Below are 26,242 nucleotides of genomic sequence, written 5' to 3' on the forward strand. Positions count from 1 at the left end.
CCGGCCCCTACCCCGTTATGGGCTCAACCAAACAGCCAGTAACCCAGCAGGGTCAGCACCAGCACGGCCAGCACCGGGCGCAGGATGCGGTAGGCCTTGGGGTTGCTGCGCTTGAACTGCTTGACCTGAGTGCTGATCACGTTGCTGAAGCGCTTGCTGAAAGCATAGGCCTGGTTGATGCCGCCGACGCGCTCGTCGTCGAGATTCTGCGGCGCGGTGGCGCGGCCCAGAAAGGCGCTGACGCTGCGGTTGATGCGGGTCATCAGGTTATTGGTCAGTGGCCGCTCGACATCACAGAACAGAATCACCCGGGTCACGCTGGTCTCGTTCTTGACCCAGTGCACGTAGGTTTCGTCGAACATCACGTCTTCACCGTCACGCCAGGCGTACTCCTCGCCATCGACGAAGATCCGGCAGGCGTCGGAGTTGGGCGTCGACAGGCCCAGGTGATAGCGCAGCGAACCGGCGAACGGGTCGCGATGCGGGTTGAGGTGGCTGTCGCCAGGCAGCAAGGCGAACATCGCGCCCTTGACGTTGGGGATGCTGTTGACCAGCGCCACGGTTTGCGGGCACAGGGTTTCGGCCGACGGCAGGGCCTTGTCGTACCATTTCAGGTAAAACCGCTTCCAGCCTTTCTTGAAGAACGAGCCAAAACCGGCGTCGTTATCCTTGGCTGCAGCACGGATGTAACCCTCGTCGAACAGGCGCATGGCCTCTTCACGAATGACTTGCCAGTTGTCCTTGAGCACATCGAGCTCGGGAAACTCGCGGCGGTCCAGGTATGGCTTGGACGGCACTTTGGAAAACAGGTACATCAGGCTGTTGTAAGGAGCGAACAACGCCGAATGATTGACAAACTGACGCAGCAGCGGCAAGCGTGCCCGGCCACGCAAGTGGACGTACAGCGTGCTGCCCACGAACAACAGCAGGATCGACGCCTTTACAGCGAACGATAGGGTCATGGAGCTCTCCTTGAAAACCAACGGGCGGCCTTTGGATCAAGGCCGCCCGTCAGTTCGGGTCGTAAGGCAAATACTGTTCAGTTAAGTGCTTTATGGCCCCGGTGGGAGCGAGCTTGCTCGCGAAGAGGCCGGTAAAGCCACAGCACCTGCTGCGAATGTGCTGCCGTCTTCGTTGTGGTCCGGCACTCCGGCAAGCCAACTCCCACCGGTCTAACTGAACAGTATTGGTCGTAAGGCCGGTACGCACCGGCCAGAAGTTCTTCAGCGCATCAAGCACTTAACAAGTCGGCCATCATAAACCTTTGACCGACCGGCAAGAAACTCACTGCTGCAATTGCTGGTCGGTGAACAGGTCGCTGAACAGCATGCTCGACAGGTAGCGCTCGCCCGAGTCGGGCAGGATCACCACCAGGGTCTTGCCCTGCATCTCGGGCTTTTCAGCCAGCCGCACGGCAGCGGCCATGGCAGCACCGCAGGAAATACCGCACAGGATGCCCTCTTCCTGCATCAGGCGCAGGGCCATGCTCTTGGCTTCGTCTTCGCTGACAGACTCGACGCGGTCGAGCAGCGACAGATCGAGGTTGTTCGGGATGAACCCGGCGCCGATGCCCTGAATCTTGTGCGGGGCCGGCTTGATTTCTTCACCAGCCAGCGCCTGGGCGATGATCGGCGAGGTCTCAGGCTCGACCGCCACCGACAGGATCGGCTTGCCAGCGGTTTGTTTGATGTAGCGCGAGACGCCGGTGATGGTGCCGCCGGTACCAACACCCGCGACCAGCACGTCGATCGCGCCGTCGGTATCAGCCCAGATTTCCGGGCCGGTGGTTTTCTCGTGAATCGCCGGGTTGGCCGGGTTGTCGAACTGCGCCGGCATGAAGTACTCGCCGGGGTTGGCCGCCAGCAACTCTTCAGCCTTGGCAATCGCGCCTTTCATGCCCTTGGCAGGCTCGGTCAACACCAGCTCTGCACCGAGCGCCTTGAGCACTTTGCGGCGCTCCAGGCTCATGGAGGACGGCATGGTCAGGATCAGCTTGTAGCCCCGCGCCGCCGCAACGAAGGCCAGACCAATGCCGGTGTTGCCGGAAGTCGGTTCGACAATGGTCATGCCCGGCTTGAGTTTGCCGCTGCTCTCGGCGTCCCAGACCATGTTCGCGCCGATCCGGCATTTGACCGAATAGCCAGGGTTGCGACCTTCGATCTTGGCCAGGATGGTCACGCCGCGCGGCGCTATCCGGTTGATCTGCACCAGCGGCGTATTGCCGATGGAGTGGGCATTGTCTGCATAGATCCGGCTCATGACGGTGTCCTTGTTGCAAAGGCATTTGAGAAAGACCCAACAGCCTATGCGCAAGGCTGTTTTGCGTCCAGTCACAGCGAAACGATTGATCTTGACGGCAGTCAACTCTCAACAGCCTGTTAACCGTCTTTTCGAGGCCAATACCATGAAACGTCGCTACCGCTGGCCATTATGGACCCTGGCCGGTCTGGCCAGCCTGCTGCTGGCCCTGCACCTGGCCCTGCCTTATCTGGTGCGCGACTACCTGAACGACAAGCTGGCAGACATGGGCGATTACCGTGGCCGCATCGCCGATGTCGAGCTGGCCTGGTGGCGCGGCGCCTATCGGATCAAGGCGCTGCAGATCGTCAAGGTCGACGGCAAAGTGCCGGTGCCGTTTCTGCAGGCGCCGCTGATCGAACTGGCCATAAGCTGGCGCTCGCTGTGGCAGGATCATGCCGTGGTCGGTGAGGTGATTTTCAGCGAACCGCAACTCAACTTCGTCGACGGCGGCCAAGACCGCAGCGCTTCGCAGACCGGTCAGGGCACCGACTGGCGGGCGCAACTGGATAAAGTCCTGCCGTTCACCCTCAACGAGTTGCGCATCGATAACGGCCAGATCACCTTCAATAACTTCAGTACCACCCCGAAAGTGCGTATCGAGGTCGATCAGGTCAACGCCAGCCTGTACAACCTGACCAACGTGGTCGACCTGCAGGGCCCTCGGGACGCACGCTTCGAAGGCAAGGCCCGGCTGTTGCAGAGCGCCCGCCTTGAAAGCACCGCCACGTTCGATCCGATGAACAACTTTCAGGACTTTGACTTTCGTCTGCGCGCCACCGGCATAGAGCTCAAACGCATGAACGACTTTGCCTCGGCCTATGGCAAGTTCGACTTCAACGCCGGGCACGGCGATCTGGTCATCGAAGCCCAGGCGGTCGACGGCCGGCTGGACGGCTACATTAAGCCCTTGCTGCGCGACGTCGAGGTGTTCAACTGGCAGCAGGACGTCGAGAACCAGAACAAGGGCTTGTTGCGCTCGGTCTGGGAGGCCCTGGTCGGCGCCAGTGAAACCGTGCTCAAAAACCAGCAAAAGAACCAGTTCGCGACCCGTGTAGCGCTGTCCGGCAGCGTCAAGCAGCAGAACATCAGTGGCTTGCAGGCGTTCTGGGGGATTTTGCGCAATGGCTTTATCCAGGCCTTCAATGCCCGATATGAAGGCACCGATGCGCAGTGATACAGGCTATATTCATCCCTTTGCCCGGGTTACGAGGATCCATCAACGATGAAGTTCGAAGGCACCGCCACCTACGTCGCCACCGACGACCTCAAACTGGCGGTCAACGCCGCCGTCACTCTGGAGCGACCGTTGCTGGTCAAAGGCGAGCCAGGCACCGGCAAGACCTTGCTGGCCGAGCAGTTGGCCGAATCCTTTGGCGCACGGCTGATCACCTGGCACATCAAGTCCACCACCAAGGCCCATCAGGGCTTGTACGAGTACGATGCGGTCAGCCGCCTGCGCGACTCGCAACTGGGCGTGGACAAGGTTCACGACGTGCGCAACTACCTGAAAAAGGGCAAGCTCTGGGAAGCCTTCGAAGCACCCGAGCGGGTGATTCTGCTGATCGACGAGATCGACAAGGCCGATATCGAGTTCCCTAACGACCTGCTGCAAGAACTCGACCGCATGGAGTTCTACGTCTACGAGACCGACGAGACCATCAAGGCCCGGCACCGGCCGATCATCATCATTACCTCCAATAACGAGAAGGAACTGCCCGACGCCTTCCTGCGCCGTTGCTTCTTCCATTACATCGCCTTCCCCGACCGCCAGACACTGCAAAAGATCGTCGATGTGCACTTCCCGAACATCAAGCAAAGCCTGGTCAGCGAAGCGCTGGATGTGTTTTTCGATGTGCGCAAAGTGCCGGGCCTCAAGAAGAAGCCCTCGACCTCGGAACTGGTCGACTGGCTGAAGCTGTTGATGGCCGACGAGATTGGCGAAGAAGTGCTGCGCGAGTGCAATCCGACCAAGGCCATTCCACCGCTGGCCGGTGCCTTGGTGAAGAACGAGCAGGATGTGCAATTGCTCGAACGCCTGGCGTTCATGAGCCGGCGCGGCAACCGCTGAACAAAGGCCCTCGCCATGCTGATCAATCTGTTTAACGAAATGCGTGCCGCAAAAGTACCGGTGTCGTTGCGCGAACTGCTGGACCTGATCGAGGCCCTGCAACAACGTGTGGTGTTTGCCGATATCGACGAGTTCTACTTTCTGGCCCGCACCATTCTGGTCAAGGACGAGCGCCACTTTGACAAGTTCGACCGGGCTTTTGGCGCTTACTTCAATGGCCTGCAGGATCTTGATGATGCGCTGCAGGCGCTGATTCCCGAAGACTGGTTGCGCAAGGAATTCGAACGTTCGCTGACGCCTGAAGAGCGGGCGCAGATCCAGTCACTCGGAGGCCTGGACAAACTGCTGGAGGCGTTCAAGCAGCGCCTGGCCGAACAGAAAGAGCGCCACGCTGGCGGCAACAAGTGGATCGGCACCGGCGGCACCAGCCCGTTTGGCTCCGGAGGCTATCACCCCGAAGGCATCCGGGTGGGCGATGCCGGGCAGCGTCAGGGCAAGGCGGTCAAAGTCTGGGACCAACGCGAGTACCGCAACCTCGATGATCAGGTCGAGCTGGGCACCCGCAACCTGAAAGTCGCACTGCGAAGGCTGCGCAAGTTCGCCCGTGAGGGGGCGGCCGAAGAGCTGGACCTCGATGGCACTATCGAACACACCGCGCGCGATGCGGGACTGCTGAACATCCAGATGCGCCCGGAGCGGCGCAACGCCGTGAAACTGCTGTTGCTGTTCGACATTGGCGGCTCGATGGATGCGCATGTGAAGGTTTGCGAAGAGCTGTTCTCGGCGTGCAAGACCGAGTTCAAGCACCTGGAGTATTACTATTTCCACAACTTCGTTTATGAAACGCTGTGGAAGGATAATCAGCGGCGCAATGCCGAGCGCATCGCCACCCAGGACGTGCTGCATACCTATGGCGCCGATTACAAAGTGATCTTCGTCGGTGATGCGTCCATGGCACCTTATGAGATCACCCATGCCGGTGGCAGCGTCGAACACTGGAACGAGGAGCCGGGCCATTTGTGGATGCAGCGGTTCATGAGCAAGTTCAAAAAGCTGGTGTGGATCAACCCTTACCCGAAGGATGTCTGGGATTACACCACCTCGACGCACATTGTGCGCGACCTGGTGGAACAGCGGATGTATCCGCTGACCCTGGAAGGGCTGGAGGAAGGGATTCGTTATTTAGCCAAGTAAGAGCGGCCGATACGGTTCAGCCGGGAAGCCTTCGCGGCTAAAGCCGCTCCTACGGGGCCGTGTTTACTGCGCGACAGCGCGGCGCCGAGGCGGCGGGCGATCTCCTGCGGACAATCACCAGCGTTTTGCTCAACGCCACTCGGCGCGCATTTTCGGTTTGCGCCGGCCGCCGTTGACCACCCAGCCCAGCAGCAGGAACAGGCCTTCAACCAGGAAGGTGAGGATGACCGCGCTGGCGATACCCCAGCCGATCACCACGGGGGTGAGCAGCAGTTGCCAGGTGTAGCCATCAAGGGTTTCGCGGCGGATGTCAGGGTCGGCGGCAGTCGCGACGTGCCAGGCTTTGCCGGCCATGGAGCCTTGCAGGCCCAGCCATTGACGTTCCAGTACCTGGGTGCGGCTGAGCAGGTTTTCGATGTTGCTGGCGTCGTTGCGAAATACCGGGTCTTCGCTGTTGCGGTAGTGCTGGATCAGTGCCTGAATGTCACCGTTGAAGAACTGCTGCGCGGTCGCCTTGAAGCCCTTGATCGCCTGCTGCGCCTCGATCAGGTGCGCCTCGACCCGCTTGCTGTAATCACTGATGAACCCTGGCGCCTGGACGCCGAACAACAGTGCGGTGGTGAACAGAACCAGTCGCAGGTAACTACGCAGCATCGATATCCCTCTTTTTGATTTTTTGGCGGGTCGGTCGTTCAAAGCAGGTATTACGGTGTTGCGGTGGTGCCGTGGGTTACACACTCCCCCTTGCGCCACAGCCCCCACTGGCCCGGTTCGTAACCGGTCCAGGTCTCATTCTCGGTCAAGGCTTCGGTGGCGATCACGGTGACCACGTCGTGGGGCGTTGTTTCAGCCTGGAAATCGACGATCACATCGACATCCTTCAACCGCGCAGGGCCAAATGGCGCCCGTCGGGTAATGTGCACCAGCTTGGTGGAACAAAAGCAAAATAGCCAGTCGCCATCACTCAGCAAGCCATTGAATACCCCTTTGCCACGGTACTCGTTACAGGCCTCTACCAGCGTTGGCAAAAGCTGCTCGATTTCCACGGGCTCAGGGTACGCCTCGCGAATGCGGTTAAGCAGGTCGCAGAACGCCGCTTCGCTGTCAGTATCGCCCACCGGCCTATAGAAACTGTGCTGCGGATTGAAATCCGCCAGCTGGCCATTGTGGGCAAAGCACCAGTTCCGGCCCCACAGTTCACGTACAAACGGGTGCGTGTTGGACAGGCAGACTTTGCCGACGTTGGCCTGGCGGATATGGCCGATCACCACTTCGCTCTTGATCGGATAACGCTGTACCAACTGCGCGACTTCCGACTCGCTGCTGGCCGCCGGATCCTGAAACAGGCGCAGGCCGCGCCCCTCATAAAAACCGATGCCCCAGCCATCACGGTGCGGACCGGTGCGGCCGCCGCGCTGCATCAGGCCGGTAAAGCTGAAAACGATATCAGTCGGGACATTGGCACTCATGCCCAGCAGTTCACACATGTTCAGGTACTCGCTTCAAAACATTGCCTGCGCAGGCGTACAGCCGGCGCCCCCACGAAGCGAAAGGTTACAGCCGCGGCTCGACCCGGGTGCGCAGCGTCGGCGCCGGTTCCGGGCTGCGGGCGTAAGGCTCACTCTTGCCGAACGGCTCATCGTCCTCATCATCCTGCGCAGCGGCCTGTTGCTTGCGGGCTTCAAGCTGCTCCTGGCGTGCCTTGCGGCTTTTTTCGATGGGCATGCGCACCAGCACGAACACCAGGTAAGCAATGAACGCACACAGACCGTACATGGCAAGGTCGAGCACTGCAGTCCAGACATTGCTGCCCACCTTGAACAGCAGATCCAGTGCCGAAATGGCCACCGCCGGCGCGTAAAGATCACGTGCCGGATCAACCACGGTCGGGGTAAACAGCAGCACCGCGCCAATCACCCGCAGCGGCTCCTTGAGGTAGCGCCACATCCAGCCGGTCATTACAAACAGCACCAGCAGGCAGCCCAATGCGGCAACGGCGTAGAGACCCCAAGCGATCAGATAGTCATGTTCAGTCATGTGGTGCGTGGTCAGCCAGTCAAATAGACGCTTATGATAACGGCTTTTCACGGCCCCGGCGCGTCCGGCATGTGAACCACGTTTTATCCAGGAGAGCCCGGCATGACTTCACCTACTACCTGCGCCAGCGCCCCTGTAGCCCGTAAGGCCGATGGCCAGGACCCTTATGTCTGGCTGCAAGAGCGCGACAGCACTGAAGTACTCGATTACCTGAAAGCCGAAAACGCTTATACCGATGCACAGCTAGGCGACCAACAGGCTCTGCGCGAGGCGCTGTTTGAAGAAATCAAAGCGCGCATCCAGGAGACCGACCTTTCGCTGCCCTCGCCCTGGGGCCCGTACCTGTATTACACCCGCACCACCGCCGGCGACGAATATGCCCGGCATTACCGCTGCGCACGCCCGGCCGACGGCTCCCATCAGGCAGACGAACCCAGCGAACAGCTGTTGCTGGACCCGAACGTACTGGCCAACGGCGGTTTCCTGTCGCTGGGCAGCTTCAGCATCAGCCCTGACCACCGCCGTCTGGCCTACAGCCTGGACACCTCGGGCGATGAGATCTACCAGTTGTTCGTCAAGGAACTGGACAGCGGCGAGGTGCACAGCCTGCCCTTCGAGGACTGCGACGGGAGCATGACCTGGGCCAATGACAGCCAGACCCTGTTCTTCGCAACGCTGGACGACACCCACAGACCCTGGAAGCTCCATCGCCATCGTTTGGGCGAGGCAAATGCCGAGGAGGTGTTTTGCGAGCCGGACGGGCGCTTTTTCCTGCAATGCGCACGCAGCAGCTCGGAGCGCCAGTTGCTGCTGCAACTGGGCAGCAAGACCACCAGCGAAGCCTGGGTACTGGACGCCGATCAGCCAGCGCAGGCGTTCACTTGCCTGGCACCACGGGTCGAAGGCCACGAATATGACGTCGACCATGGCCTGCTCGATGGCCAATGGACCTGGTTCATTCGCAGCAACCAGGACGGTATCAACTTCGCGCTTTACCAGGCACCGGCCACCGGTATTCCAGCCCGCGCCGACTGGCAGCCGCTGGTGCCCCACAGCGAAACAGTGATGCTCAATGGCGTGACCCTCAATGCCAAAGCCATCACCCTGAGCCTGCGTGAAGGCGGCCTGCCAGTGATCGAGGTGCGCCCGCAGAACCTGCCGTCCTACCGCGTGCAGTTGCCTGATGCCGCCTACAGCCTGTACGTGCAGGACAGCCTGGAGTTCGACAGCGACCGTATTCGTCTGCGCTACCAGTCACTGAACCGCCCGTCTCAGGTACGCCAGTTGCAACTGGACAACGGCCAGCAACAGGTACTCAAGCAGACCCCGGTACTCGGCGAGTTCGATGCCGATGCCTATGTGAGTCAGCGCCTGTGGGCAACCGCCGCCGACGGCACTCAAGTGCCGATCAGCCTGGTGGTGCGCCGTGACTGCCTGGGCCAGCCGACGCCGGTTTACCTGTATGGCTACGGCGCCTACGGCGCGAGCCTCGACCCGTGGTTTTCCCATGCCCGCCTGAGCCTGCTCGACCGCGGCGTAGCCTTTGCCATCGCCCACGTGCGTGGCGGCGGCGAGCTGGGCGAAGCCTGGTATCGCGCCGGCAAGCAGGAACACAAACACAACACCTTCGGCGACTTCATTGCCTGCGCCGAACACCTGATCGACAAAGGCCTGACCCGTGCCGGGCAACTGGTGATCAGCGGCGGCAGCGCTGGCGGGTTGTTGATCGGCGCGGTACTCAACCAGCGCCCTGAACTTTTCCGTGCGGCAATTGCCGAAGTGCCGTTTGTCGACGTGCTCAACACCATGCTCGACCCGGAGCTGCCACTGACCGTCACCGAATACGACGAATGGGGTAATCCGCAAGAATCGCAAGTGTATGAGCGGATCAAAGCCTATGCGCCTTATGAAAACGTCCAGGCCCAGGCCTACCCGGCGACGCTGGTGATCGCCGGTTACAACGACAGCCGCGTGCAGTACTGGGAGGCAGCCAAGTGGGTGGCGCGGTTGCGCGAGCACAAGACCGACGACAACCTGCTGCTGCTCAAGACCGAGCTGGGCGCCGGCCATGGCGGCATGAGCGGCCGCTATCAGGGCCTGCGGGATGTGGCACTTGAGTACGGTTTCGTGTTCAAAGTGCTTAACCTGGCAGGTTGATAGCCGTGCTTCGCAGCCAGACCGTCATCGGGCGCCTGGCTGCGACAAGCGTTGACCGTGAGCGTAAACCAATCAGAACAAGACCGAATCATGCCTGAACCGTCCAACATGAACACCGCGATTCACACCATGCTGCTCGACTGCGGGCTGTTTGATTCCGTGTCATCCAGCGAGTTGGCCAGCGTCGCCGGTTATTTCAGCATCACTGAATTCGACAAGGACCAGGTCATCTTCAATGAAGGCGACCCCGGAACCTTCATGTGCATCATTGACCAAGGCAGCGTGGTGGTGCGCAAACTCAACCCCGATGGCCAGGCGGTGGATATCGCCAGCCTGCGCCGCGGCCGGGCGTTGGGCGAAATGGCCGTGCTCGATGGCGAACGTCGCTCGGCCAGTTGCATCGCTGCCAGCCACTGCCAGTTGCTGACCCTGGGGCGTGACTCGCTGGACAAGATGATCGAGGAGGCGCCGAAGATTGCGGCAAAGATTATTCGCGCATTGGCGATTTCATTGTCCAGGCGGCTGCGCATGGTCGATGGGCAGTTGCTTGCACAGCAGGTTTGACAGCCTGATAGACTGACGGCGTATTCCACACCTGCAGCAAGGCCATTGTATGAGCACGCCGTCGAACACTTCCAAACTGGACCGCATCCTCGCCGAAACCCAGCGCGAACGGGAAAAAGGCTACCGTGACAAGGCCCTGCGCATGTACCCGCATGTCTGCGGGCGCTGCGCCCGGGAGTTTTCCGGCAAGCGCCTGAGCGAGCTGACGGTGCACCATCGTGACCACAACCACGACAACAACCCGCAGGACGGCTCGAACTGGGAGTTGCTGTGCCTGTACTGCCATGACAACGAACATGCGCGATACACCGACCAGCAGTACTTCAGCGAAGACTCACTGAGCACACCGAAAATCGCCAAGGCCACGCATAACCCGTTTGCGGCGCTGGCAGGCTTGATGAAGAAGGATGAGTGAGCGCTGCACAGCCACTCATGCTTTTTCACCTGACGTAAATGTAATCACCCGCCGCAGTGCGTTATGGCATCTTCACGCCCATCGATGCATGGGACTTCTACTGCGATGCCTTTCAAGACTTCACGACGTACGTTCGTTCAGGGCCTGGCCGCCGGCGGGCTGCTGGGTGGGCTGGGCCTGCTGCCTGCGCCGCTGCGGGCCGCTGCGGTCGGCAATCAGCAGCCGCTGGAACTGAACGGCACCGAATTCGAGCTGTTCATCGGTGAAACGCCGGTGAACATCACCGGCCGACCGCGTACCGCACTGACCATCAATAACGGCTTGCCCGGCCCGCTGTTGCGCTGGCGTGAGGGCGATACGGTGACGGTGCGCGTGCGTAACCGGCTGCAAGAACCGACCTCCATTCACTGGCACGGCATCATCCTGCCAGCCAATATGGACGGTGTACCGGGCCTGAGTTTTGCCGGAATCGCCCCTGACGGCATGTATGAGTACCGCTTCAAGGTGCGCCAGAACGGCACCTACTGGTATCACAGCCACTCCGGGTTACAGGAGCAGGCCGGGGTCTACGGGCCGCTGATCATCGATGCCAGGCAACCCGAGCCGTTCGAGTACCAGCGTGAGCATGTGGTGATGCTCACTGACTGGACCGACGAGAAACCTGCCACGCTGCTGAAGAAACTCAAGCAGCAAGGCGATTACTATAATCGCCAGAAACGCACCCTGATCGACTTCATTGACGACGTCGGCCGGCACGGCTGGAGCCAGACTGTCGCCGATCGGAAAATGTGGGCGCAGATGCGCATGAACCCCACCGATATCGCTGATGTCGGCGGCGCGACCTACACCTACCTGATGAACGGCCAGGCACCGGACATGAACTGGACCGGGCTGTTCACGCCCGGCGAAAAGGTCCGCCTGCGGCTGATCAACGGCTCGGCCATGAGCTACTTCGACCTGCGCATACCGGGCCTGAAAATGACCGTGGTTGCCGCCGATGGCTTGCATGTCGAACCCGTGACCGTCGATGAACTGCGTATCGCCGTGGCAGAAACCTATGACGTGATCATCGAGCCACAGGCCCCCGCCTATACCCTGTTCGCCCAGGCCATGGACCGCAGCGGCTTTGCCTGCGGCACGCTGGCCAGCCAGCCGGGGCTGCGTGCGCCAGTGCCGCAGTTGGACCCACGGCCACTGCTGGGCATGGCCGATATGAACATGAGCCATGCGGGCATGGGCCATGACCAGATAAACCATGGCCAAATGAATCACGCCGCCATGCCAGCGATGCCGGGCATGCAGCATGGCAGCGGTTCGCAACCCATCGAACACCCCGCCAGCGAAGAGGGCAATCCGCTGGTTGATATGCAGACCACCCAGCCAACGGCCAAGCTGGATGATCTAGGTATCGGCCTGCGCGATAACGGCCGACGGGTGCTGACTTACGCTGACCTGCGCAGCCGCTTCGCTGACCCCGATGGCCGCGAGCCAGGCCGCAGCATTGAACTGCACCTGACCGGGCACATGGAAAAATTCGCCTGGTCGTTCAATGGTGTGAAGTTTTCCGACGCCGAACCCTTGTTGCTCAGGTATGGCGAGCGGGTGCGTATCGTGCTGGTCAACGACACCATGATGACCCACCCCATTCACTTGCATGGCATGTGGAGCGATCTGGAGGACGAGCACGGGCGCTTCATGGTCCGCAAGCACACCATCGACATGCCGCCCGGCACGCGGCGCAGCTACCGGGTGACTGCCGACGCGCTGGGCCGCTGGGCCTATCACTGCCACCTGCTGTACCACATGGAGACCGGCATGTTCCGCGAAGTGAGGGTACAAGAATGAGCCTGACGCACATGAGCCGCCGCCCTGCCCTGCTATTGACCACCAGCCTGCTGTTCAGCCCGGTCGCGCTGGCCGCGCAAGGCACCGGTCACAATATGGACCACTCCAGCCACGGCGCCATGGCGGACCCTGCCATGCACGCCCAGCCGCTAGACGAGCATGCAGGACACGCGCCTGCGCCCGCCACTGATGCTCATCAGGGTCACGCAGGCCACGACATGAGCACACACAGCGGCCATTCAATGCCAGCCGCCGTTGCCTCGCCAGTCCCGCCCCTGACCGACGCTGACCGGGCGGCGGTGTACCAGCACCCGGCAGGGCACCAGATGCACGACAACGCCTGGAATCACCAGGTGTTGCTGGACAGGCTCGAACGGCAGGATGGCGAACACGGCAGTGCGCTGGCCTGGAATGTCGACGGCTGGGTCGGTGGGGACATCGACCGGTTGTGGTTACGCAGCGAGGGCGAACGCAGTCAAGGGCGTACCGAGCACGCCGAAGTACAGGCGCTGTGGGGCCATTCAATTTCGCCCTGGTGGGATTTGCTGGGTGGCATACGTCAGGACTTCAAGCCCGGTGCCGCGCAAACCTGGGCGGCGTTCGGGATTCAGGGCATGCCGCTGTCCGGGCTGGAAACCGAAGCTACGGCGTTTATCGGCGAAGGCGGCCAGGCTGCGCTACGCCTGGAGGCCGAGTACGACTTGCTGATTACCAACCGGCTGATCCTGCAGCCTTCGGCAGAGGTCAACCTGTATGCCAGCAACGATGAGCAACGCGGGGTCGGTGCAGGTCTTGCCGACAGCGAACTGGGTTTGCGCCTGCGCTATGAGATCCGCCGCGAGTTTGCGCCCTATATCGGCGTGACCTGGAACCATCGCTACGGCAATAGCGCTGACTACGCCAGGGCTGAGGGTGAAGCGCGCAGTGAAACACGGCTGGTGCTGGGGGTACGGCTGTGGTTCTGAATCTGCCGTATACTTGCCGGCTTTTCTCCAGAGCACTTCACCGTGGGCAACAAACGCTACGCCTGTATCGGACTGTATAACCCCAAATCCCCGGAAAATGTCGGCTCGGTCATGCGCGCCGCCGGTTGCTATGGCGTGGCGTCGGTGTTCTACACCGGTAAACGCTATGAGCGCGCCAGGGACTTTGTTACCGACACCAAGAAGATCCACCAGGATATCCCGCTGATCGGTATTGAAGACCTCAAACAGATCCTGCCGCTGGGCTGCACGCCAGTGGCAGTCGAGCTGGTCGAAGGTGCCCGCGCCTTGCCGGAGTACACCCACCCTGATCGCGCCCTGTATATCTTCGGCCCGGAAGATGGCTCGCTGGACCAGGAGATCCGCGACTGGTGCGAGGACGTGGTGTACATCCCTACCGAAGGCTGCATGAACCTCGCGGCGACGGTCAATGTGGTGCTCTACGACCGCATGGCCAAGGGCAACAACACCCGCTCCGGTGCGCAGTTCGGTCGTGACAAGGTCACCGAGCCCACGCCAGCCGCCCGCGCAGCCATTGATGCAGATTCGGGGAACAGTTGACTTGGCTGGCAGTCAGTAATGGTTCAACCCGTCAGGAGAGCAATCATGAGCGATACCCCGATCATCGAACGCATTGACCGCCCATTCCCGCCACAACGCCCGGAACAGAACGTTCAGGGCTGGGAGCGCATCACCTCGCTGGCCGGTGGCGTGGCGCTGGTAGGCAAAGGGCTGCGCCGGGGCGGGCTGTTCGGTCTGGTACAGCTGGCCATCGGCGGCGCGGTTCTGGCCCGTGGCATCACCGGCCACTGCTCGGCCAAGAGCCTGCTGGAAAACAGCCGTAGCGATCTGCACCGTGCACGGACCGATATCGAACGTGCCGGCGCCGAACTGCACCATCTGAAAAGAAAAGCCGAAAAAACCGCGCCCAAAGTGATCGAGGCGGTGAAAGAGACGGTCATTGACGAGGTCGCCACCGCGAAGACCTCCAGGCCTGAGATCTGAAGCGTTAGCCGGCGCGGAAAATCAGGTAATCCTCCCAGTCATCTTCAGGCACGCTGTCTTCGCTGAGCATGCGTCCGGACTGGGAGATACGCTTGCGGTGGACCGCCTTGCGGTCACCGCTGACCAAGTGGTGCCACTCAGGCAGATCCTTGCCTTCGCTGACCAGCCGATAACCACAGGTCGGCGGCAGCCACTTGAACTCATCGGCCTGGCCTGGGGTGAGCTGGATACAGTCCGGCACGGCCTCGCGACGGTTCGGGTAGTCCGAACACTGGCACGTCTTGAGGTCCAGCAGCTTGCAGGCGATGCGTGTGTAGTAGACGCTGTTGTCTTCTTCGTCTTCGAGCTTTTGCAGGCAGCACAATCCGCACCCATCGCACAGCGACTCCCACTCATCCCGGTTCAGTTGGTCGAGGCGCTTGTGGATCCAGAAAGGTTCGAGTGTGGCGGTCATGGGCGGCTAAACAGCGTCGGTGCAGGAAAAGGCCGCCAGTCTAGTGGCACAACTGCTGCGGGCCAAGCGCTGGCTGTCGCCAGACTTGTCATTGGTAGTGCGAAACAGTAATTTTGACAGGCTTTGTTACATCCTGATGCCTGCCGACCACGGCCCATCCTGTCTGCCCGTCATTCAACCCCTCCCTACGACAAGGACTGCCATGAGCACTCATCCTCGCGTTGCCGACTTTGACATTCACCCGCAATTCATCCAACGCTGGTCGCCGCGGGCGTTCAGCGATGCGGTGATCCCGGAAGAAACCCTGCTGAGCTTCATCGAAGCCGCGCGCTGGGCGCCTTCGGCCTACAATTCACAGCCTTGGCGCTTCCTGTATGCGCGCCGTGGTACACCGAACTGGGAACGCTACCTGGGCCTGCTCAATGAATTCAACCGCAGCTGGGCCCAGCACGCCTCAGCCTTGGTGGTCATTGTGTCGAAGACCACCTTCACCGCACCGGGCGCCAGCGAAGAAAGCCCGGCCCTGTGGCACACCTTCGACACCGGCTCCGCCTGGGGGCTGTTTGCCCTGCAGGCCAGCCTGAGCGGCTGGCACACCCACGGCATGGCCGGCTTCGATCAGGACCTGACCCGTCAAGAGCTGAAGATTCCGGAGCACTACGCGATTCACGCGGTGATCGCAGTGGGCAAGGCCGGTGACAAGGCAAGCCTGCCGCAATACCTGCAAGGCCGTGAAGTACCGAGCCCGCGCCAGCCGGTCAGCGAGCTGGCTGCCGAAGGTGATTTCAGCCTGTAGGTTGAATCACGCAGCAAACACCGGGCCTCGTAGGAGCTGCTTCAGCGGCGAAGGCTTCGCCGCTGAAGCGGATCGCCGCCCGGCGGCTCCTACGGATTTTGACAGGCGCAGCCGTCAGTAACCGCGCGCGAAATCCACTTCACCGCGCAATGGCTCGCCCGCTTCAAAGGCGCGCAGGTTGTCCAGAAACAGTTCGACCATCGCCGGTGGCGAGGTGGGCGCTGAACTGTGTCCGGTCAACAACAGGCCGTAAGCAGTCCAAAAAGGATGACGCCGGGGCAGGGGCTCCTGGCGGCAGACGTCGATCACTGCACCGGCCAGATGGCCTTCCTTGAGCGCCTCTACCAGGTCGGCATCGACCACCGACACACCGCGCCCGGTGTTGATGAACAGCGCCGAAGGCTTGAAGCAAGCGAACAGCTTCGCATCGTACAGGTCATGGGTCTGCGGCGTGTTGGGCAGCAGATTGATCACATAGTCCATATCACCGAGCAGTTGCGCCATATCAGCCAGCGTGACGACCTGTTCAAAGGGCGGCAGCTCACGCGCCGTGGAGGCCACGCCGAACAACTGCACGCCAAACGGCCGGAGAAACTGCGCGACACTCTGACCAATGTCACCGGCACCAACGATCAGTACCTTGCGCCCGGCCAGGCTATGGCCTGGGCGGTTATCCCATTTGCGCTCGACCTGGCTCATCAGCCGTGCAAGCACTTCACGCTCATGACCAAGCATATAAGTGAGAACATATTCGGCCATCACCTGGCCAAAAATACCCACCGCACGGGTCAGCCGGTACTCACGGCTCAGGTGCTCACTGAGCAGCGGCGTGATGCCGGCCCAGGTTGATTGCATCCACTGCGGTTTGTGCCCCTGACGCAACAACGTGGCGAGCAGATCGGGCTGGCCCAGCCAGACCGGCGCATCACTGGCCATTTCGGCCAACTGCGCCGAATCACCACTGCTCAGGACTTCGAGTTGTGGGGCAGCCTGTTGCAGCAGTCGGGTATAGAGAGCGTAATCATGTTCAGCGATCAGAACGCGCATGCAAGGCAATCCTGGAATTCGGGCAGGCAGGTCAATACGAAGTACCGGGCATCACCAGACCGGCACCCGTCGGATGCCGGCAGACACGATCACACCGGATCGTTGCGACGCAGCAGTTCTTCGGGCAAATGCTCGATGTATTCTTCTTCGGCAGGCGGCATTTGCAGGTGATAACCCTGGTTGTCGAGGTTTTCCAGCACCTTGGTGATGTCCTCACGCGCCAGCGCACGCTCAGGGCTCAGGACCAGGTCAAAGGCATGCTGCGGCTTGCCGAACGCGGTCAGCAAACCCTCAGGTACACGGCTGAGCACGTCACTTTTCAGGACGTACAGGTACATCTCGTTCTTCTTGGGGCTGCGATAGATGGAGCAAATACGTTTCAAGGCTGTTCTCCGACACTGGCCAGGCTGTCGAGCAGTGCCTGGCCCATCAACTCACGGCGCCAGCCACGCAGCGAATCGGGTAATTGGTAAGGCCCTTGGGGATAGCCGCTTTTGAGCAGCAACTCCAGGGTTTTCTTGCGCAGCATCAATTCCGGCGCCATATCCAGGCGCTCGGCGTACTGCTGGCCGATGGCGCGCAATGACTTGAGCATGGCCGAGGCTTCGATCGGCAGCGGCTCCGGCAGCGGCGCCGGCCATTGCTCGGCAGGGGTATTGCCCGCGCTCTTGATCAGTTGCAAGAGAAACTCGCCATCCTGACGCACGGTACGCGGGTGCATGTCTTCGATGCGCGCCAGCGTGGTGAGCTGATCCGGCTGGGTCTTGGCCAACGGCCACAACGAAGCTTCACGCAGGATACGATTACGCGGCTGGTTGCGAATCCGCGCCTGCTGCTCACGCCAGGTGCACAGCTCACGCAGCACCGCCAATTGCTGACGAGACAGCTTCCAGGCCAGCTTGGCCTCGCGGTAAGCCTCGCGCGGATCGCTTTCGCGACGCAGATTGGCGACCAGTTCGGCGCCGTCTTCCAGAACCCAGGCGTACTTCTCGGCCGATAGCTGTGGCTGCAACTTGTTGAACAGCTCGGCCAGATGCATGGCGTCTTCTGCCGCATAGCTGACCTGCGTATCGGACAGTGGCCGCTGCAGCCAGTCGGAACGGGTCTCGCCCTTGGGCAGTTCGATGTCCAGCACCGCGTGCACCAGCCGCGAATAGCCCATCGAAAAGCCGATGTTCAGGTAACCGGCTGCCAGTTGGGTATCGAACAACGGTAGCGGCAGGCTGCCGGTGAGGCGCAACAGGACCTCGAGGTCCTCACTGCAGGCATGCAGAACTTTGGTAACGGCCGGGTCTTCCAGCAGTACCGCCAGCGGGTGCCAGTCGTTGATCAGCAAAGGATCGATCAGCCAGGCGTTGTTGCCATATCCGACCTGCAGTAAACCGGCGATCGGATAGAAGGTATCGACCCGCATGAATTCGGTGTCGACGGCGATAAACGGCAGGGACTGCCATTGCGTGCATTGGCGGGCAAGGCTGTCGTCGTCGCGGATCCAGTGAATATCGATGGCCACACGGCTCTCCCTTGGATAATGGCGCGCAGTATATATCGCCGTGGGAGCTTGTCGCGCATCAGCCGGCAAGTCTTTGCACAATCTTCATAGTATTGAGCAGATGTTGCAGGAGGCCGGGGCGCATTGCGCGCCCCGGCTGTCGGTCAGTTGGAACGCCGACGGTAGGTACGGTACTCAGGCGTCCAGAAGTTGCGCTCGATGGCGTCGAGAATAACGTCTTCCGGCGTTTCCAGCGCCAACCCTTCGGCCTGGGCCTCTTTGGCCACGGCCAGAGCGATCTTGCGGCTGACCTGCTGAATGTCCTTGAGCGGCGGCAACACCGCATCGCCCTCCCCGGTCACCATAGGCGAGCATTCGGCCAGGGCGTTCGAGGCTGCCATCAGCATGCGGTCGCTGATTCGCGAAGCCTTGCACGCCAGGACACCCAGACCGATGCCCGGGAAGATGTACGAGTTGTTGCACTGGGCAATGTGTACGGTGCGACCGTTGATGTTCACCGGGGCAAACGGGCTACCGGTGGCAACCAGGGCCTGGCCGTCGGTCCAGCGCAGGACTTCCTCAGGCGTGACCTCGACCTTGGAGGTCGGGTTGGACAGTGGCATCACCAGCGGACGCGGGCAGTGCTTGTGCAACTCACGGATCACTTCTTCGCTGAACAGGCCACGCTGACCCGAAACCCCGATCAGTACGGTGGCGCCAGCGTTGCTGACCACATCCAGCAGTGACGCATAGTCCTGACCGGCGCTTGCCCAACCGGCCACGTCAGCAGACTGCTGCGCCAGGCGCTTCTGGAAGTCCAGCAGGTTATCCATGCCCTCGGTGAGCAGACCGAAACGGTCGACCATGAAGATCCGCTTGCGTGCCTGGGCCTCGCTCAGGCCCTCGACCTGCATGGCGGCGATGATGTGTTCGGCGATACCGCAACCGGCGGAACCGGCGCCCAGAAACACCACTTTCTGCTGGCCGAGGGTTTCCTGCTTGGCCTTGCAGGCCGCCAGCAGCGTACCCACCGCCACGGACGCGGTGCCCTGAATGTCATCGTTGAAGCAGCACAGCACGTCGCGGTATTTGTCCAGCAACGGCATGGCGTTGGCCTGGGCAAAGTCTTCGAACTGCAGCAGCACGTCCGGCCAGCGGCGCTGTACCGCTTCGATGAACAGCGCAACGAAGTCTTCGTACTCCTTGCCGGTCACCCGCTCGTGGCGCCAGCCCATGTACATCGGGTCATCCAGCAATTCACGGTTGTTGGTGCCGACATCCAGCACGATCGGCAGGGTGTAGGCCGGGCTGACCCCACCGCAGGCGGTGTACAACGACAATTTGCCGATCGGGATCCCCATGCCGCCGATGCCCTGGTCGCCCAGACCGAGAATGCGCTCGCTGTCGGTTACCACGATGATCTTGATCCGGTCCTTGGTCGCGCTGCGCAGGATGTCGTCGATACGATCGCGGTCAGGATAGGAAATGAACAGGCCGCGGTGGGTGCGGTAGATCTTGGAGAATTCCTGACACGCCTGACCGACCGTCGGGGTGTAGATGATCGGCAGCATCTGTTCCAGATTCGCGTCCAGCAGACGGAAGAACAGCGTCTCGTTGTTGTCCTGGATCGAGCGCAGGAAGATGTGCTTGTCCAGATCACTGGCGCACTGCTGATACTGGCTGTAGGCCCGGGTCACCTGTTCTTCGATGGTTTCCACGTTTTGTGGCAACAAGCCGATCAGGTTGAAATCGATCCGCTCTTGCGGAGTGAACGCACTGCCCTTGTTCAGAAGGGGCATTTCCAACAGGGAAGGACCTGCGTAGGAAATGTACAGCGGTCGTGTGGTATTGGTCATTTCTTCTTCGCCTTTTCGTCTCTCGTAAATTCTGTGCAAGACCGGGGCGTGCAACCTGGCGTGTTGCGTTATTGTTTTTTTGCCAGCTCTCTCAGGCCATACCGGAAAAATTCGGTGAGCAATACAGGCCGCACATATTACTCGCGACACCCGCCCCGCTGCGACATATTGTCGCTAAAAAACGACAGTTTTCAGCGAGATCGCCTGCACCACGCTGCACAGATTTTGTTGCCATCTGACGACAACGGCCAATGACGACGGCGCGCGCTGATTTGGCGCTGGAGAACGTCGACGTGGGAAATTCAGCGGGCATTCGCAACGACGGCCGAAACCCAGCCTTGGCGAACAAAAAAACAAAAACTAACAGACTGCAAAACCATGACATGAAGTTCACGAACTTTTCACAGCGGCTGTTGCATCTTGAAGTCGCTCCCAAGTGTGAACCTTAAGCCCGCTCCCCCCATCCGGCGGGCTTTTCTTTGCCCGTTGATAAAGTGAACCGCCGGCGAGGCTTGCACCGCGCCGGACAGCTGCCATCAATGAGTCACGATCCGACCGATACTGAAGCCGTCTACCGCAGCGATGCGGCCACGCCACAGCACACCGGTTTCGCAGATCGGGCTCTGGTCCGAAGAGTAGGTTTTGGCGTCTTTGAGATGAATGAAGTGGAAGGCGTGATTATCGTCCTCAGCCAGCTCACCGGGTTTGAACGACAGAATCATTTCCTTCATTGATTGATCAGTACCGTTGTGAAATTGACCAAAAGGCGCCGCCAGTTCCTCGGCCAGTTGATCAAAATAGGCATCATGAGAAACAAGATGTCCTGACAGCAGATTTCCACCGACCGACAGGGTGACACCCAGCTCGACCTTGGTACTCACCACAAACCTGACCAGCCACTGCAGCAGCCAATCAATCTGCCGACCCTGTGCCTGAAACTGGGCGATCAGCTCATCGTAGCCTTGATCCGGAAGCGAAGGGGCTTGTTCTGCTTGATCTACATCGGTCATTTGCAACTCCTTGCATGCAACTGAGTGAACCGAGGCCGTGTGGCACTTCGGGCGACAGCGGAGGGTGCTGCGCAACCGTAGGAAGCCCCCGATAGCGTATGCACTTGCAGGGAGAATAGACCAGATGGATGACATGCAGTCGGCCGGGAAAACGCTAAAACGCTTGTTACTTCTGAATGTGACCTACGGTGCAAGGGACAAGCCTGCAAAACACAATCATGATTCACTGATCGCAGCCGATACAAAGGCTGCGGCGGACGAGTCCCTGATCACCTTTTCGAAACGAGAACTATGCACCCCATTTACCTGAACCTCGGTTGTGCCACTCACCTGCGTGAAGGCTTCTTGAATATAGACTTGGATGCCAAAGGCGCTGATTTCCTGTTAGACCCCAACAAAGCGTTGCCTTGGGAGAGATGTACTGTCTCGGGGATTTACAGCGCCCATCTACTCGAACGTCTTAGCCGCAATCAAGGTATTCGCCTATTGCACGAGTGCCGTCGAGTCCTGCAACCTGGCGGCGTGATTCGTCTGATCACCCGTGACCTTGAAACGCTGGTCACCCGTTACCTCAACGCTCCTGCACTATCCGAGACACCCGGGATTAGCAATGGCGAGCGGCTCAATAGCGTGTTACGCCAATGCGCCTGGATCTACGATGCCGAAGAATTGACGAAAGTATGCAAGATGGTGGGCCTGGAGCCTGTTGAAGCCAGTGAGACGAATAGCAGTTGTGATCCGAAATTCAATGGTTTGGATACCCCAGCATCAGGGCAACTGATATTGGAATTGCGCAAGCCACAACGCCAACTGGCTGCGAATGCAGAGCCATTGGTGAGCATCGTAATGCCTACTTATAAAGTCGAGCATCTGCACGAAGCACTGCAAAGCGCGCAAAACCAGACCTACCAAAATCTGGAGATTGTTGTATGCGACGATTGTCCGACGGACATGATCGAGAACATCTGCGCTGAGATCGGCCAGTTCGACCATCGTATCCGCTACGTTCGCAACCCGGATGCGGGCAAGGACATCGGTCGCCTCAATCATGTGCTTTGCCTGAACGAAGCAAAGGGCGAATTCATCAAATTTCTTAATGATGACGACTTGCTGGATATTGAGTGCGTAGAGCGGATGCTTGACAGTTTCCGTCGCTATCCGGATATCACGCTCGTGACCTCCAAACGCCAGCGCATCGACCAACACGGAGCACCGCTACCCGATATTGCCGCGACCCAAGCGCCGGTAGCGGACGACGCGATGATCGAAGGCTTGTCGCTGGGCACAGCACTGATGCAGACTGAAGTCAATTTTGTCGGTGAGCCGAGCACAGTAATGTTTCGTCGCGCAGATATGTTGGAGATCACGCCTGACTTCATGTCGGTAGACGAACAGCCTATCGCCTGGGCCTCGGATGTTGCAATCTTCCTCAATCTTGCATTGCGGGGTAATACGATTTACCTGATCAAGCCGCTGAGTAGTTTCCGTATTCACGGCGAACAATGCCAAGTGCTTTACGGTAGCGCTGCACAATCTGAGTCACGGCGCTGCTGGAATATCATGCGCGACTTCTGGGCTCGCCATGAGTTCGATAAATCGCTCTGACCTCCGTATTGTGCATGGAGCCAAAAAATGAAAGGCCAGCAAGCACCCATAACGGCCAAAGGAACAAAACTGCCCATGACTGACCGGAAGCCGATTTTCGTAACCCAGCCCGCACTGCCCCGACTGGAAGCCTTCACACCTTACCTGCAGGAGATCTGGGACAGCCGCATACTGACAAATGGTGGGGCGATGCATCAGCGGCTCGAAACGGCACTCTGTGAATACCTGGGCGTCGAATACATTTCGCTTTTCTGTAACGGGACCCAGGCGTTGATAACCGCGCTGCAAGTGGCCAACCTGAGTGGCGAAGTCATCACCACACCATACTCGTTCGTGGCCACTGCCCATTCGTTATTGTGGAACAATCTCACGCCAGTATTTGTAGATATCGATCCGGGTACTTTAAACATTGATCCTGCGCGAATCGAGGCAGCTATCACCGACAAGACCACGGCAATCCTGCCAGTGCATTGTTATGGCCACCCCTGTGCAGTCCAGGAAATACGCAAAATCGCACGACGTCACAACCTGCAGGTAATCTACGACGCAGCTCATGCCTTCGGGGTACGCGACACCACTGGGAGCCTCCTCAACCATGGCGAACTGGCAGTCCTGAGCTTCCACGCCACCAAGGTATTCAGTACTGTGGAAGGCGGTGCGATCATCTGCCACGACGAAACGACTAAGCGGCGTATCGATCAGTTGAAAAACTTCGGCCTATCGCCCGACGGCAATACCGTCGAGTTCACCGGCGCCAATGGCAAGCTCAGCGAGATCCACGCCGCCTTCGGACTGTTGCAACTGAAAAGCCTGGACGAAGCCCTGAACAATCGTCGACTGATCGACCAACGTTACCGCACAGGCCTGAGCGGCATACCCGGTATTCGATGTATCGAAGGTGCAGGTGAAACTGTCGCCAACTACGCTTACTTCCCGATTCTGGTAGGCCCGGAATACCCACTGAATCGCGACAAACTATTTGCCCACTTGGCGGCGCACAACGTTCACGGTCGACGCTACTTTCAGCCTCTGATCAGCAGCCTTCCCATGTACTGCGGACACCACTCTTCTAGTGCTGAAAACTTGCCGGTTGCACACAGGGTCGTAGAGCAAGTCATCTGCCTGCCAATCTACCCCAACCTTGAGCACGAAAGCGTCGATTTCATCATCGACTTGATTGCACAGGCCGCCGTATGAGCGCCGTTGCAATCATGCAGCCATATTTGTTGCCCTACATTGGCTACTGGCAACTGCTCTTGGCTTCGGACTGCTTTGTGATCTACGACGATGTGAACTACATCAACCGGGGCTGGATCAATCGTAACAGAATCCTGATCAATGACGAGCCAGGCTTGATCACCTTACCGCTCTTGCGAGCATCGCAGAACCGCAAGATCAATGAAATTAAGATTGCCCCTACCGAACAGTGGCAGCGCCGTATGCTGGCGAGCGTGGAAATGGCTTATCGCAAAGCCCCCTGCTTTGACCAGGTGCTTCCTTTGGTCGAGCGCATACTGAATTACGAAAATAATAATCTTGCGCAATTTCTCACCCATCAAATCCAGGCACTCGCAAACTTCATGGGCCTCAAAACACGAATTGTGCCCAGCAGTCAAGTCTACGGAAATGCACATCTGACTGCGCAAGAGCGGATTCTGGATATCTGCCGTCAGGAAGGTGCCACTCGCTACATCAACGCTCAGGGCGGCCAGTCATTGTACCAGCCATCGGCTTTCGCCAATGCCGGTATCGACTTGAAGTTCATCGCCATGCAGCCACTGCCCTACCGCCAGCGTGGCAAGGCATTTACGCCATACCTATCGATAATTGATACGCTGATGGAAGTCGGTACAGAAGGCATAGGGCCGCACCTGGCGGCCTACGACTATCTGTGAGACTCATGCCTCACAGACCACATACACACTGGCGGTCAGGTCAGGGTACCTCATACCCATTGCGAAACAACCGTCAAAAAACGCTTGATCAATGATTCCCGCGCGCAAAGCTGCATCGAACTGAAAATTGGCCATAGGTTTGAACAAAATACCACCGCGCTGCATTACCTGAAAACCCGCTCGCAAAGCCTCATGCTCAAGAGTGTCGAGGCTGTAAGTGCAGCGGTGACCATGCTTGCGTTCTCCCTCGGTAACGGCAGCATTGAAGTCAATCAAACCCATGCCCACGGCGATCTGCCGCGACGCCGCATTGGCATTAGGCACGACAATAAACAAGCGCCCGCCCGGCGCCAACCACTCCCGCACTTTCCTAAGGACTGATTGTGGCTCGGTCAGGTGTTCGAGTGTATGGATCAAGAAGATATTGTCGAAACAGCTCTCCAGCGTGGCGCTCTCGAACTGATCAAGAATAAACGTCACATGCTCATTAGCAACGTTTTGGCGGGCAATCTCGATCAGGTCAGAGGAGCCTTCAAGCACCGTCACATCCGAAAATACCTGTAACAATTTCTTGGTGAACGCACCGTGATAACAGCCCATTTCCAAAGCATTGCCCGGACGGAGACTTCCCTTGAGCGCCTTGATCATGTAATCACGATGGATGTAGTCGAAATCGTAAGCGTACAGGCGATTTTCTGTGTCTTGGTATTCAGTGTTCAAATCGCGTGACATAGTTAGCCCTGATTGGAGTGGTACATACGCTTGGCAGGTGGTTGGTACCACTCATCCAGCGTCGCAGGTACTCGCGAGTTGTAGCCTATTACTTGGCGCAGCACCGCATCGAAGTCAGCTCCTCGGTCGTAGCCTATGGCGCGTGGGTAATCAAATTGCTGCTTCATGAACGGTTTGGAAAACATCGGCGTGACCGAACGCCGTACCTGATCGGTCAGGTTGCTACCGCCAGCATGCCAGACATTCGAGTTGAACATCAGAATGCTGCCAGCCGGTGCAATAGCTTGTTCGGCATAAGCTTTGAAGTACTCATCATCCGGTTTGGCTTCGGCTTTATGCGACCCGGAAAGCATCCAGGTTGCACCATTATCCGCTGTAAAATCATCAAGCATGACAAGAGTATTGAGCAACAGGGGCATCTCCCCGGAATAAGAGCGAATATCCCGGTGTACACGCTGTGCGTAAGACTGACTGTCACGAGTATTGATAGCACCGCCGAAAGAGTTGAGAATGAACTGACCAGCGAAGTAACGCTCTATAAACCCATAAATAGGGTACGCCTGAAGGCAATCGAGAAAGCTATCGAACTGGCCAAGTAAGTGATGCACCGTAAAGCTGGTGTCTTGATCAATACCATTTTTGATCTGATAATCACGACAAACAATGTATGCTTTGTGAATATCTTCGCGCATCTGCTCAACGATGGCAGGATGAATCGCTTGCTCGAAAATGACCCACCCTTTCTCTGCCATGCACTGGTCGAAAACCTCGGTGGTAATCATAAAT

Annotated in this window: 27 protein-coding genes; 14 read left to right on the forward strand and 13 right to left on the reverse strand. The window is 59.2% G+C overall.

Annotation, left to right across the window (positions count from 1 at the left end):
- Positions 1-23: 23 nt before the first annotated feature.
- Both NJC38_RS13540 and cysK read right to left on the reverse strand, forming a co-directional pair.
- The gene (locus NJC38_RS13540) at positions 24-962 is read right to left on the reverse strand and encodes an aspartyl/asparaginyl beta-hydroxylase domain-containing protein (protein WP_045489057.1); all 939 of its coding nucleotides are present in this window, start codon (positions 960-962) and stop codon (positions 24-26) included.
- 322 nt (positions 963-1,284) lie between these two features.
- Entirely contained in the window at positions 1,285-2,259 is a 975-nt protein-coding gene (gene cysK / locus NJC38_RS13545; RefSeq protein ID WP_045489054.1) for a cysteine synthase A, read from the reverse strand.
- Positions 2,260-2,404: 145 nt separating this feature from the next.
- Here cysK and NJC38_RS13550 point away from each other — a divergent pair, with 145 nt between their 5' ends.
- From NJC38_RS13550 to NJC38_RS13560, 3 genes are read left to right on the forward strand one after another with little or no spacing between them, the layout of a single operon-like run.
- The gene (locus NJC38_RS13550) at positions 2,405-3,475 is read left to right on the forward strand and encodes a DUF748 domain-containing protein (RefSeq protein ID WP_253115152.1); all 1,071 of its coding nucleotides are present in this window, start codon (positions 2,405-2,407) and stop codon (positions 3,473-3,475) included.
- A 48-nt stretch (positions 3,476-3,523) separates the two neighbouring features.
- Positions 3,524-4,369, forward strand: a complete 846-nt coding sequence (locus NJC38_RS13555; RefSeq protein WP_253115153.1) for a MoxR family ATPase — start codon at positions 3,524-3,526, stop codon at positions 4,367-4,369.
- A 15-nt stretch (positions 4,370-4,384) separates the two neighbouring features.
- Positions 4,385-5,563 carry a VWA domain-containing protein gene (locus NJC38_RS13560; RefSeq protein WP_253115154.1) on the forward strand — a complete coding sequence of 393 codons (1,179 nt, stop codon included), beginning with the start codon at positions 4,385-4,387 and terminating at the stop codon, positions 5,561-5,563.
- A gap of 129 nt (positions 5,564-5,692) precedes the next feature.
- On the opposite strand, the gene NJC38_RS13565 is transcribed toward NJC38_RS13560, so the two are convergent.
- From NJC38_RS13565 to NJC38_RS13575, 3 genes are all read right to left on the reverse strand, one after another.
- The gene (locus NJC38_RS13565) at positions 5,693-6,217 is read right to left on the reverse strand and encodes a DUF2937 family protein (RefSeq protein ID WP_045489043.1); all 525 of its coding nucleotides are present in this window, start codon (positions 6,215-6,217) and stop codon (positions 5,693-5,695) included.
- A gap of 50 nt (positions 6,218-6,267) precedes the next feature.
- Positions 6,268-7,050, reverse strand: coding sequence for a class II glutamine amidotransferase (locus tag NJC38_RS13570; RefSeq protein ID WP_045489041.1), 783 nt, complete (start codon positions 7,048-7,050; stop codon positions 6,268-6,270).
- 67 nt (positions 7,051-7,117) lie between these two features.
- Positions 7,118-7,600: an MFS transporter gene (locus tag NJC38_RS13575; protein ID WP_253115155.1), complete on the reverse strand. Its 483-nt coding sequence runs from the start codon at positions 7,598-7,600 to the stop codon at positions 7,118-7,120.
- A gap of 102 nt (positions 7,601-7,702) precedes the next feature.
- Here NJC38_RS13575 and NJC38_RS13580 point away from each other — a divergent pair, with 102 nt between their 5' ends.
- The 7 genes from NJC38_RS13580 (at position 7,703) to NJC38_RS13610 (ending at position 14,569) form a co-directional block, all read left to right on the forward strand.
- Positions 7,703-9,757, forward strand: coding sequence for a S9 family peptidase (locus NJC38_RS13580; RefSeq protein ID WP_253115156.1), 2,055 nt, complete (start codon positions 7,703-7,705; stop codon positions 9,755-9,757).
- A 90-nt stretch (positions 9,758-9,847) separates the two neighbouring features.
- A complete protein-coding gene (locus tag NJC38_RS13585) occupies positions 9,848-10,321 on the forward strand; it encodes a cyclic nucleotide-binding domain-containing protein (protein ID WP_253115157.1) in 474 nt (157 codons plus the stop codon).
- Positions 10,322-10,370: 49 nt separating this feature from the next.
- The gene (locus NJC38_RS13590) at positions 10,371-10,736 is read left to right on the forward strand and encodes a YajD family HNH nuclease (RefSeq protein ID WP_045489033.1); all 366 of its coding nucleotides are present in this window, start codon (positions 10,371-10,373) and stop codon (positions 10,734-10,736) included.
- 105 nt (positions 10,737-10,841) lie between these two features.
- Positions 10,842-12,581 carry a copper resistance system multicopper oxidase gene (locus NJC38_RS13595; protein ID WP_253115158.1) on the forward strand — a complete coding sequence of 580 codons (1,740 nt, stop codon included), beginning with the start codon at positions 10,842-10,844 and terminating at the stop codon, positions 12,579-12,581.
- A gap of 11 nt (positions 12,582-12,592) precedes the next feature.
- Positions 12,593-13,546 carry a copper resistance protein B gene (locus NJC38_RS13600; protein ID WP_253115159.1) on the forward strand — a complete coding sequence of 318 codons (954 nt, stop codon included), beginning with the start codon at positions 12,593-12,595 and terminating at the stop codon, positions 13,544-13,546.
- Positions 13,547-13,588: 42 nt separating this feature from the next.
- Positions 13,589-14,125: an RNA methyltransferase gene (locus tag NJC38_RS13605; RefSeq protein ID WP_045489027.1), complete on the forward strand. Its 537-nt coding sequence runs from the start codon at positions 13,589-13,591 to the stop codon at positions 14,123-14,125.
- 45 nt (positions 14,126-14,170) lie between these two features.
- Entirely contained in the window at positions 14,171-14,569 is a 399-nt protein-coding gene (locus NJC38_RS13610) for a DUF2892 domain-containing protein (RefSeq protein ID WP_253115160.1), read from the forward strand.
- A 4-nt stretch (positions 14,570-14,573) separates the two neighbouring features.
- Here NJC38_RS13610 and NJC38_RS13615 read toward each other — a convergent pair whose 3' ends face one another.
- Positions 14,574-15,023, reverse strand: a complete 450-nt coding sequence (locus tag NJC38_RS13615; RefSeq protein WP_253115161.1) for a YcgN family cysteine cluster protein — start codon at positions 15,021-15,023, stop codon at positions 14,574-14,576.
- A 202-nt stretch (positions 15,024-15,225) separates the two neighbouring features.
- On the opposite strand from NJC38_RS13615, the gene NJC38_RS13620 reads away from it, so the two are divergent.
- Entirely contained in the window at positions 15,226-15,819 is a 594-nt protein-coding gene (locus NJC38_RS13620; protein WP_253115162.1) for a nitroreductase family protein, read from the forward strand.
- A 114-nt stretch (positions 15,820-15,933) separates the two neighbouring features.
- Here the strand turns inward: NJC38_RS13620 and NJC38_RS13625 are convergent, their stop codons facing one another.
- From NJC38_RS13625 to gvpU, 5 genes are all read right to left on the reverse strand, one after another.
- Positions 15,934-16,866 (reverse strand): D-2-hydroxyacid dehydrogenase, encoded by a 933-nt coding sequence (locus tag NJC38_RS13625; RefSeq protein ID WP_253115163.1) that lies wholly within the window; start codon positions 16,864-16,866, stop codon positions 15,934-15,936.
- A gap of 89 nt (positions 16,867-16,955) precedes the next feature.
- Entirely contained in the window at positions 16,956-17,249 is a 294-nt protein-coding gene (locus NJC38_RS13630) for a YcgL domain-containing protein (protein WP_045489014.1), read from the reverse strand.
- The gene (rnd, locus tag NJC38_RS13635; RefSeq protein WP_253115164.1) at positions 17,246-18,379 is read right to left on the reverse strand and encodes a ribonuclease D; all 1,134 of its coding nucleotides are present in this window, start codon (positions 18,377-18,379) and stop codon (positions 17,246-17,248) included. Before rnd ends, NJC38_RS13630 begins: the two co-directional genes overlap by 4 nt.
- Before the next feature lie 143 nt (positions 18,380-18,522).
- Positions 18,523-20,214 (reverse strand): NAD-dependent malic enzyme, encoded by a 1,692-nt coding sequence (locus NJC38_RS13640; RefSeq protein ID WP_253115165.1) that lies wholly within the window; start codon positions 20,212-20,214, stop codon positions 18,523-18,525.
- 536 nt (positions 20,215-20,750) lie between these two features.
- Positions 20,751-21,224 (reverse strand): gas vesicle accessory protein GvpU, encoded by a 474-nt coding sequence (gene gvpU / locus NJC38_RS13645; protein ID WP_253115166.1) that lies wholly within the window; start codon positions 21,222-21,224, stop codon positions 20,751-20,753.
- Positions 21,225-21,515: 291 nt separating this feature from the next.
- Here gvpU and NJC38_RS13650 point away from each other — a divergent pair, with 291 nt between their 5' ends.
- From NJC38_RS13650 to NJC38_RS13660, 3 genes are all read left to right on the forward strand, one after another.
- Positions 21,516-22,829: a glycosyltransferase gene (locus NJC38_RS13650; RefSeq protein WP_253115167.1), complete on the forward strand. Its 1,314-nt coding sequence runs from the start codon at positions 21,516-21,518 to the stop codon at positions 22,827-22,829.
- Between the two features lie 75 nt (positions 22,830-22,904).
- The gene (locus NJC38_RS13655) at positions 22,905-24,026 is read left to right on the forward strand and encodes a DegT/DnrJ/EryC1/StrS family aminotransferase (protein WP_253115238.1); all 1,122 of its coding nucleotides are present in this window, start codon (positions 22,905-22,907) and stop codon (positions 24,024-24,026) included.
- Positions 24,023-24,724: a WbqC family protein gene (locus NJC38_RS13660; protein WP_253115168.1), complete on the forward strand. Its 702-nt coding sequence runs from the start codon at positions 24,023-24,025 to the stop codon at positions 24,722-24,724. Before NJC38_RS13655 ends, NJC38_RS13660 begins: the two co-directional genes overlap by 4 nt.
- Positions 24,725-24,727: 3 nt before the next feature.
- Here the strand turns inward: NJC38_RS13660 and NJC38_RS13665 are convergent, their stop codons facing one another.
- The gene (locus NJC38_RS13665; protein ID WP_253115169.1) at positions 24,728-25,456 is read right to left on the reverse strand and encodes a class I SAM-dependent methyltransferase; all 729 of its coding nucleotides are present in this window, start codon (positions 25,454-25,456) and stop codon (positions 24,728-24,730) included.
- Positions 25,457-25,458: 2 nt separating this feature from the next.
- A complete protein-coding gene (locus tag NJC38_RS13670; protein WP_253115170.1) occupies positions 25,459-26,238 on the reverse strand; it encodes a phytanoyl-CoA dioxygenase family protein in 780 nt (259 codons plus the stop codon).
- Between the last annotated feature and the right edge of the window lie 4 nt (positions 26,239-26,242).

This window comes from Pseudomonas sp. 21LCFQ010 (assembly GCF_024129905.1).
GTDB lineage: Bacteria > Pseudomonadota > Gammaproteobacteria > Pseudomonadales > Pseudomonadaceae > Aquipseudomonas.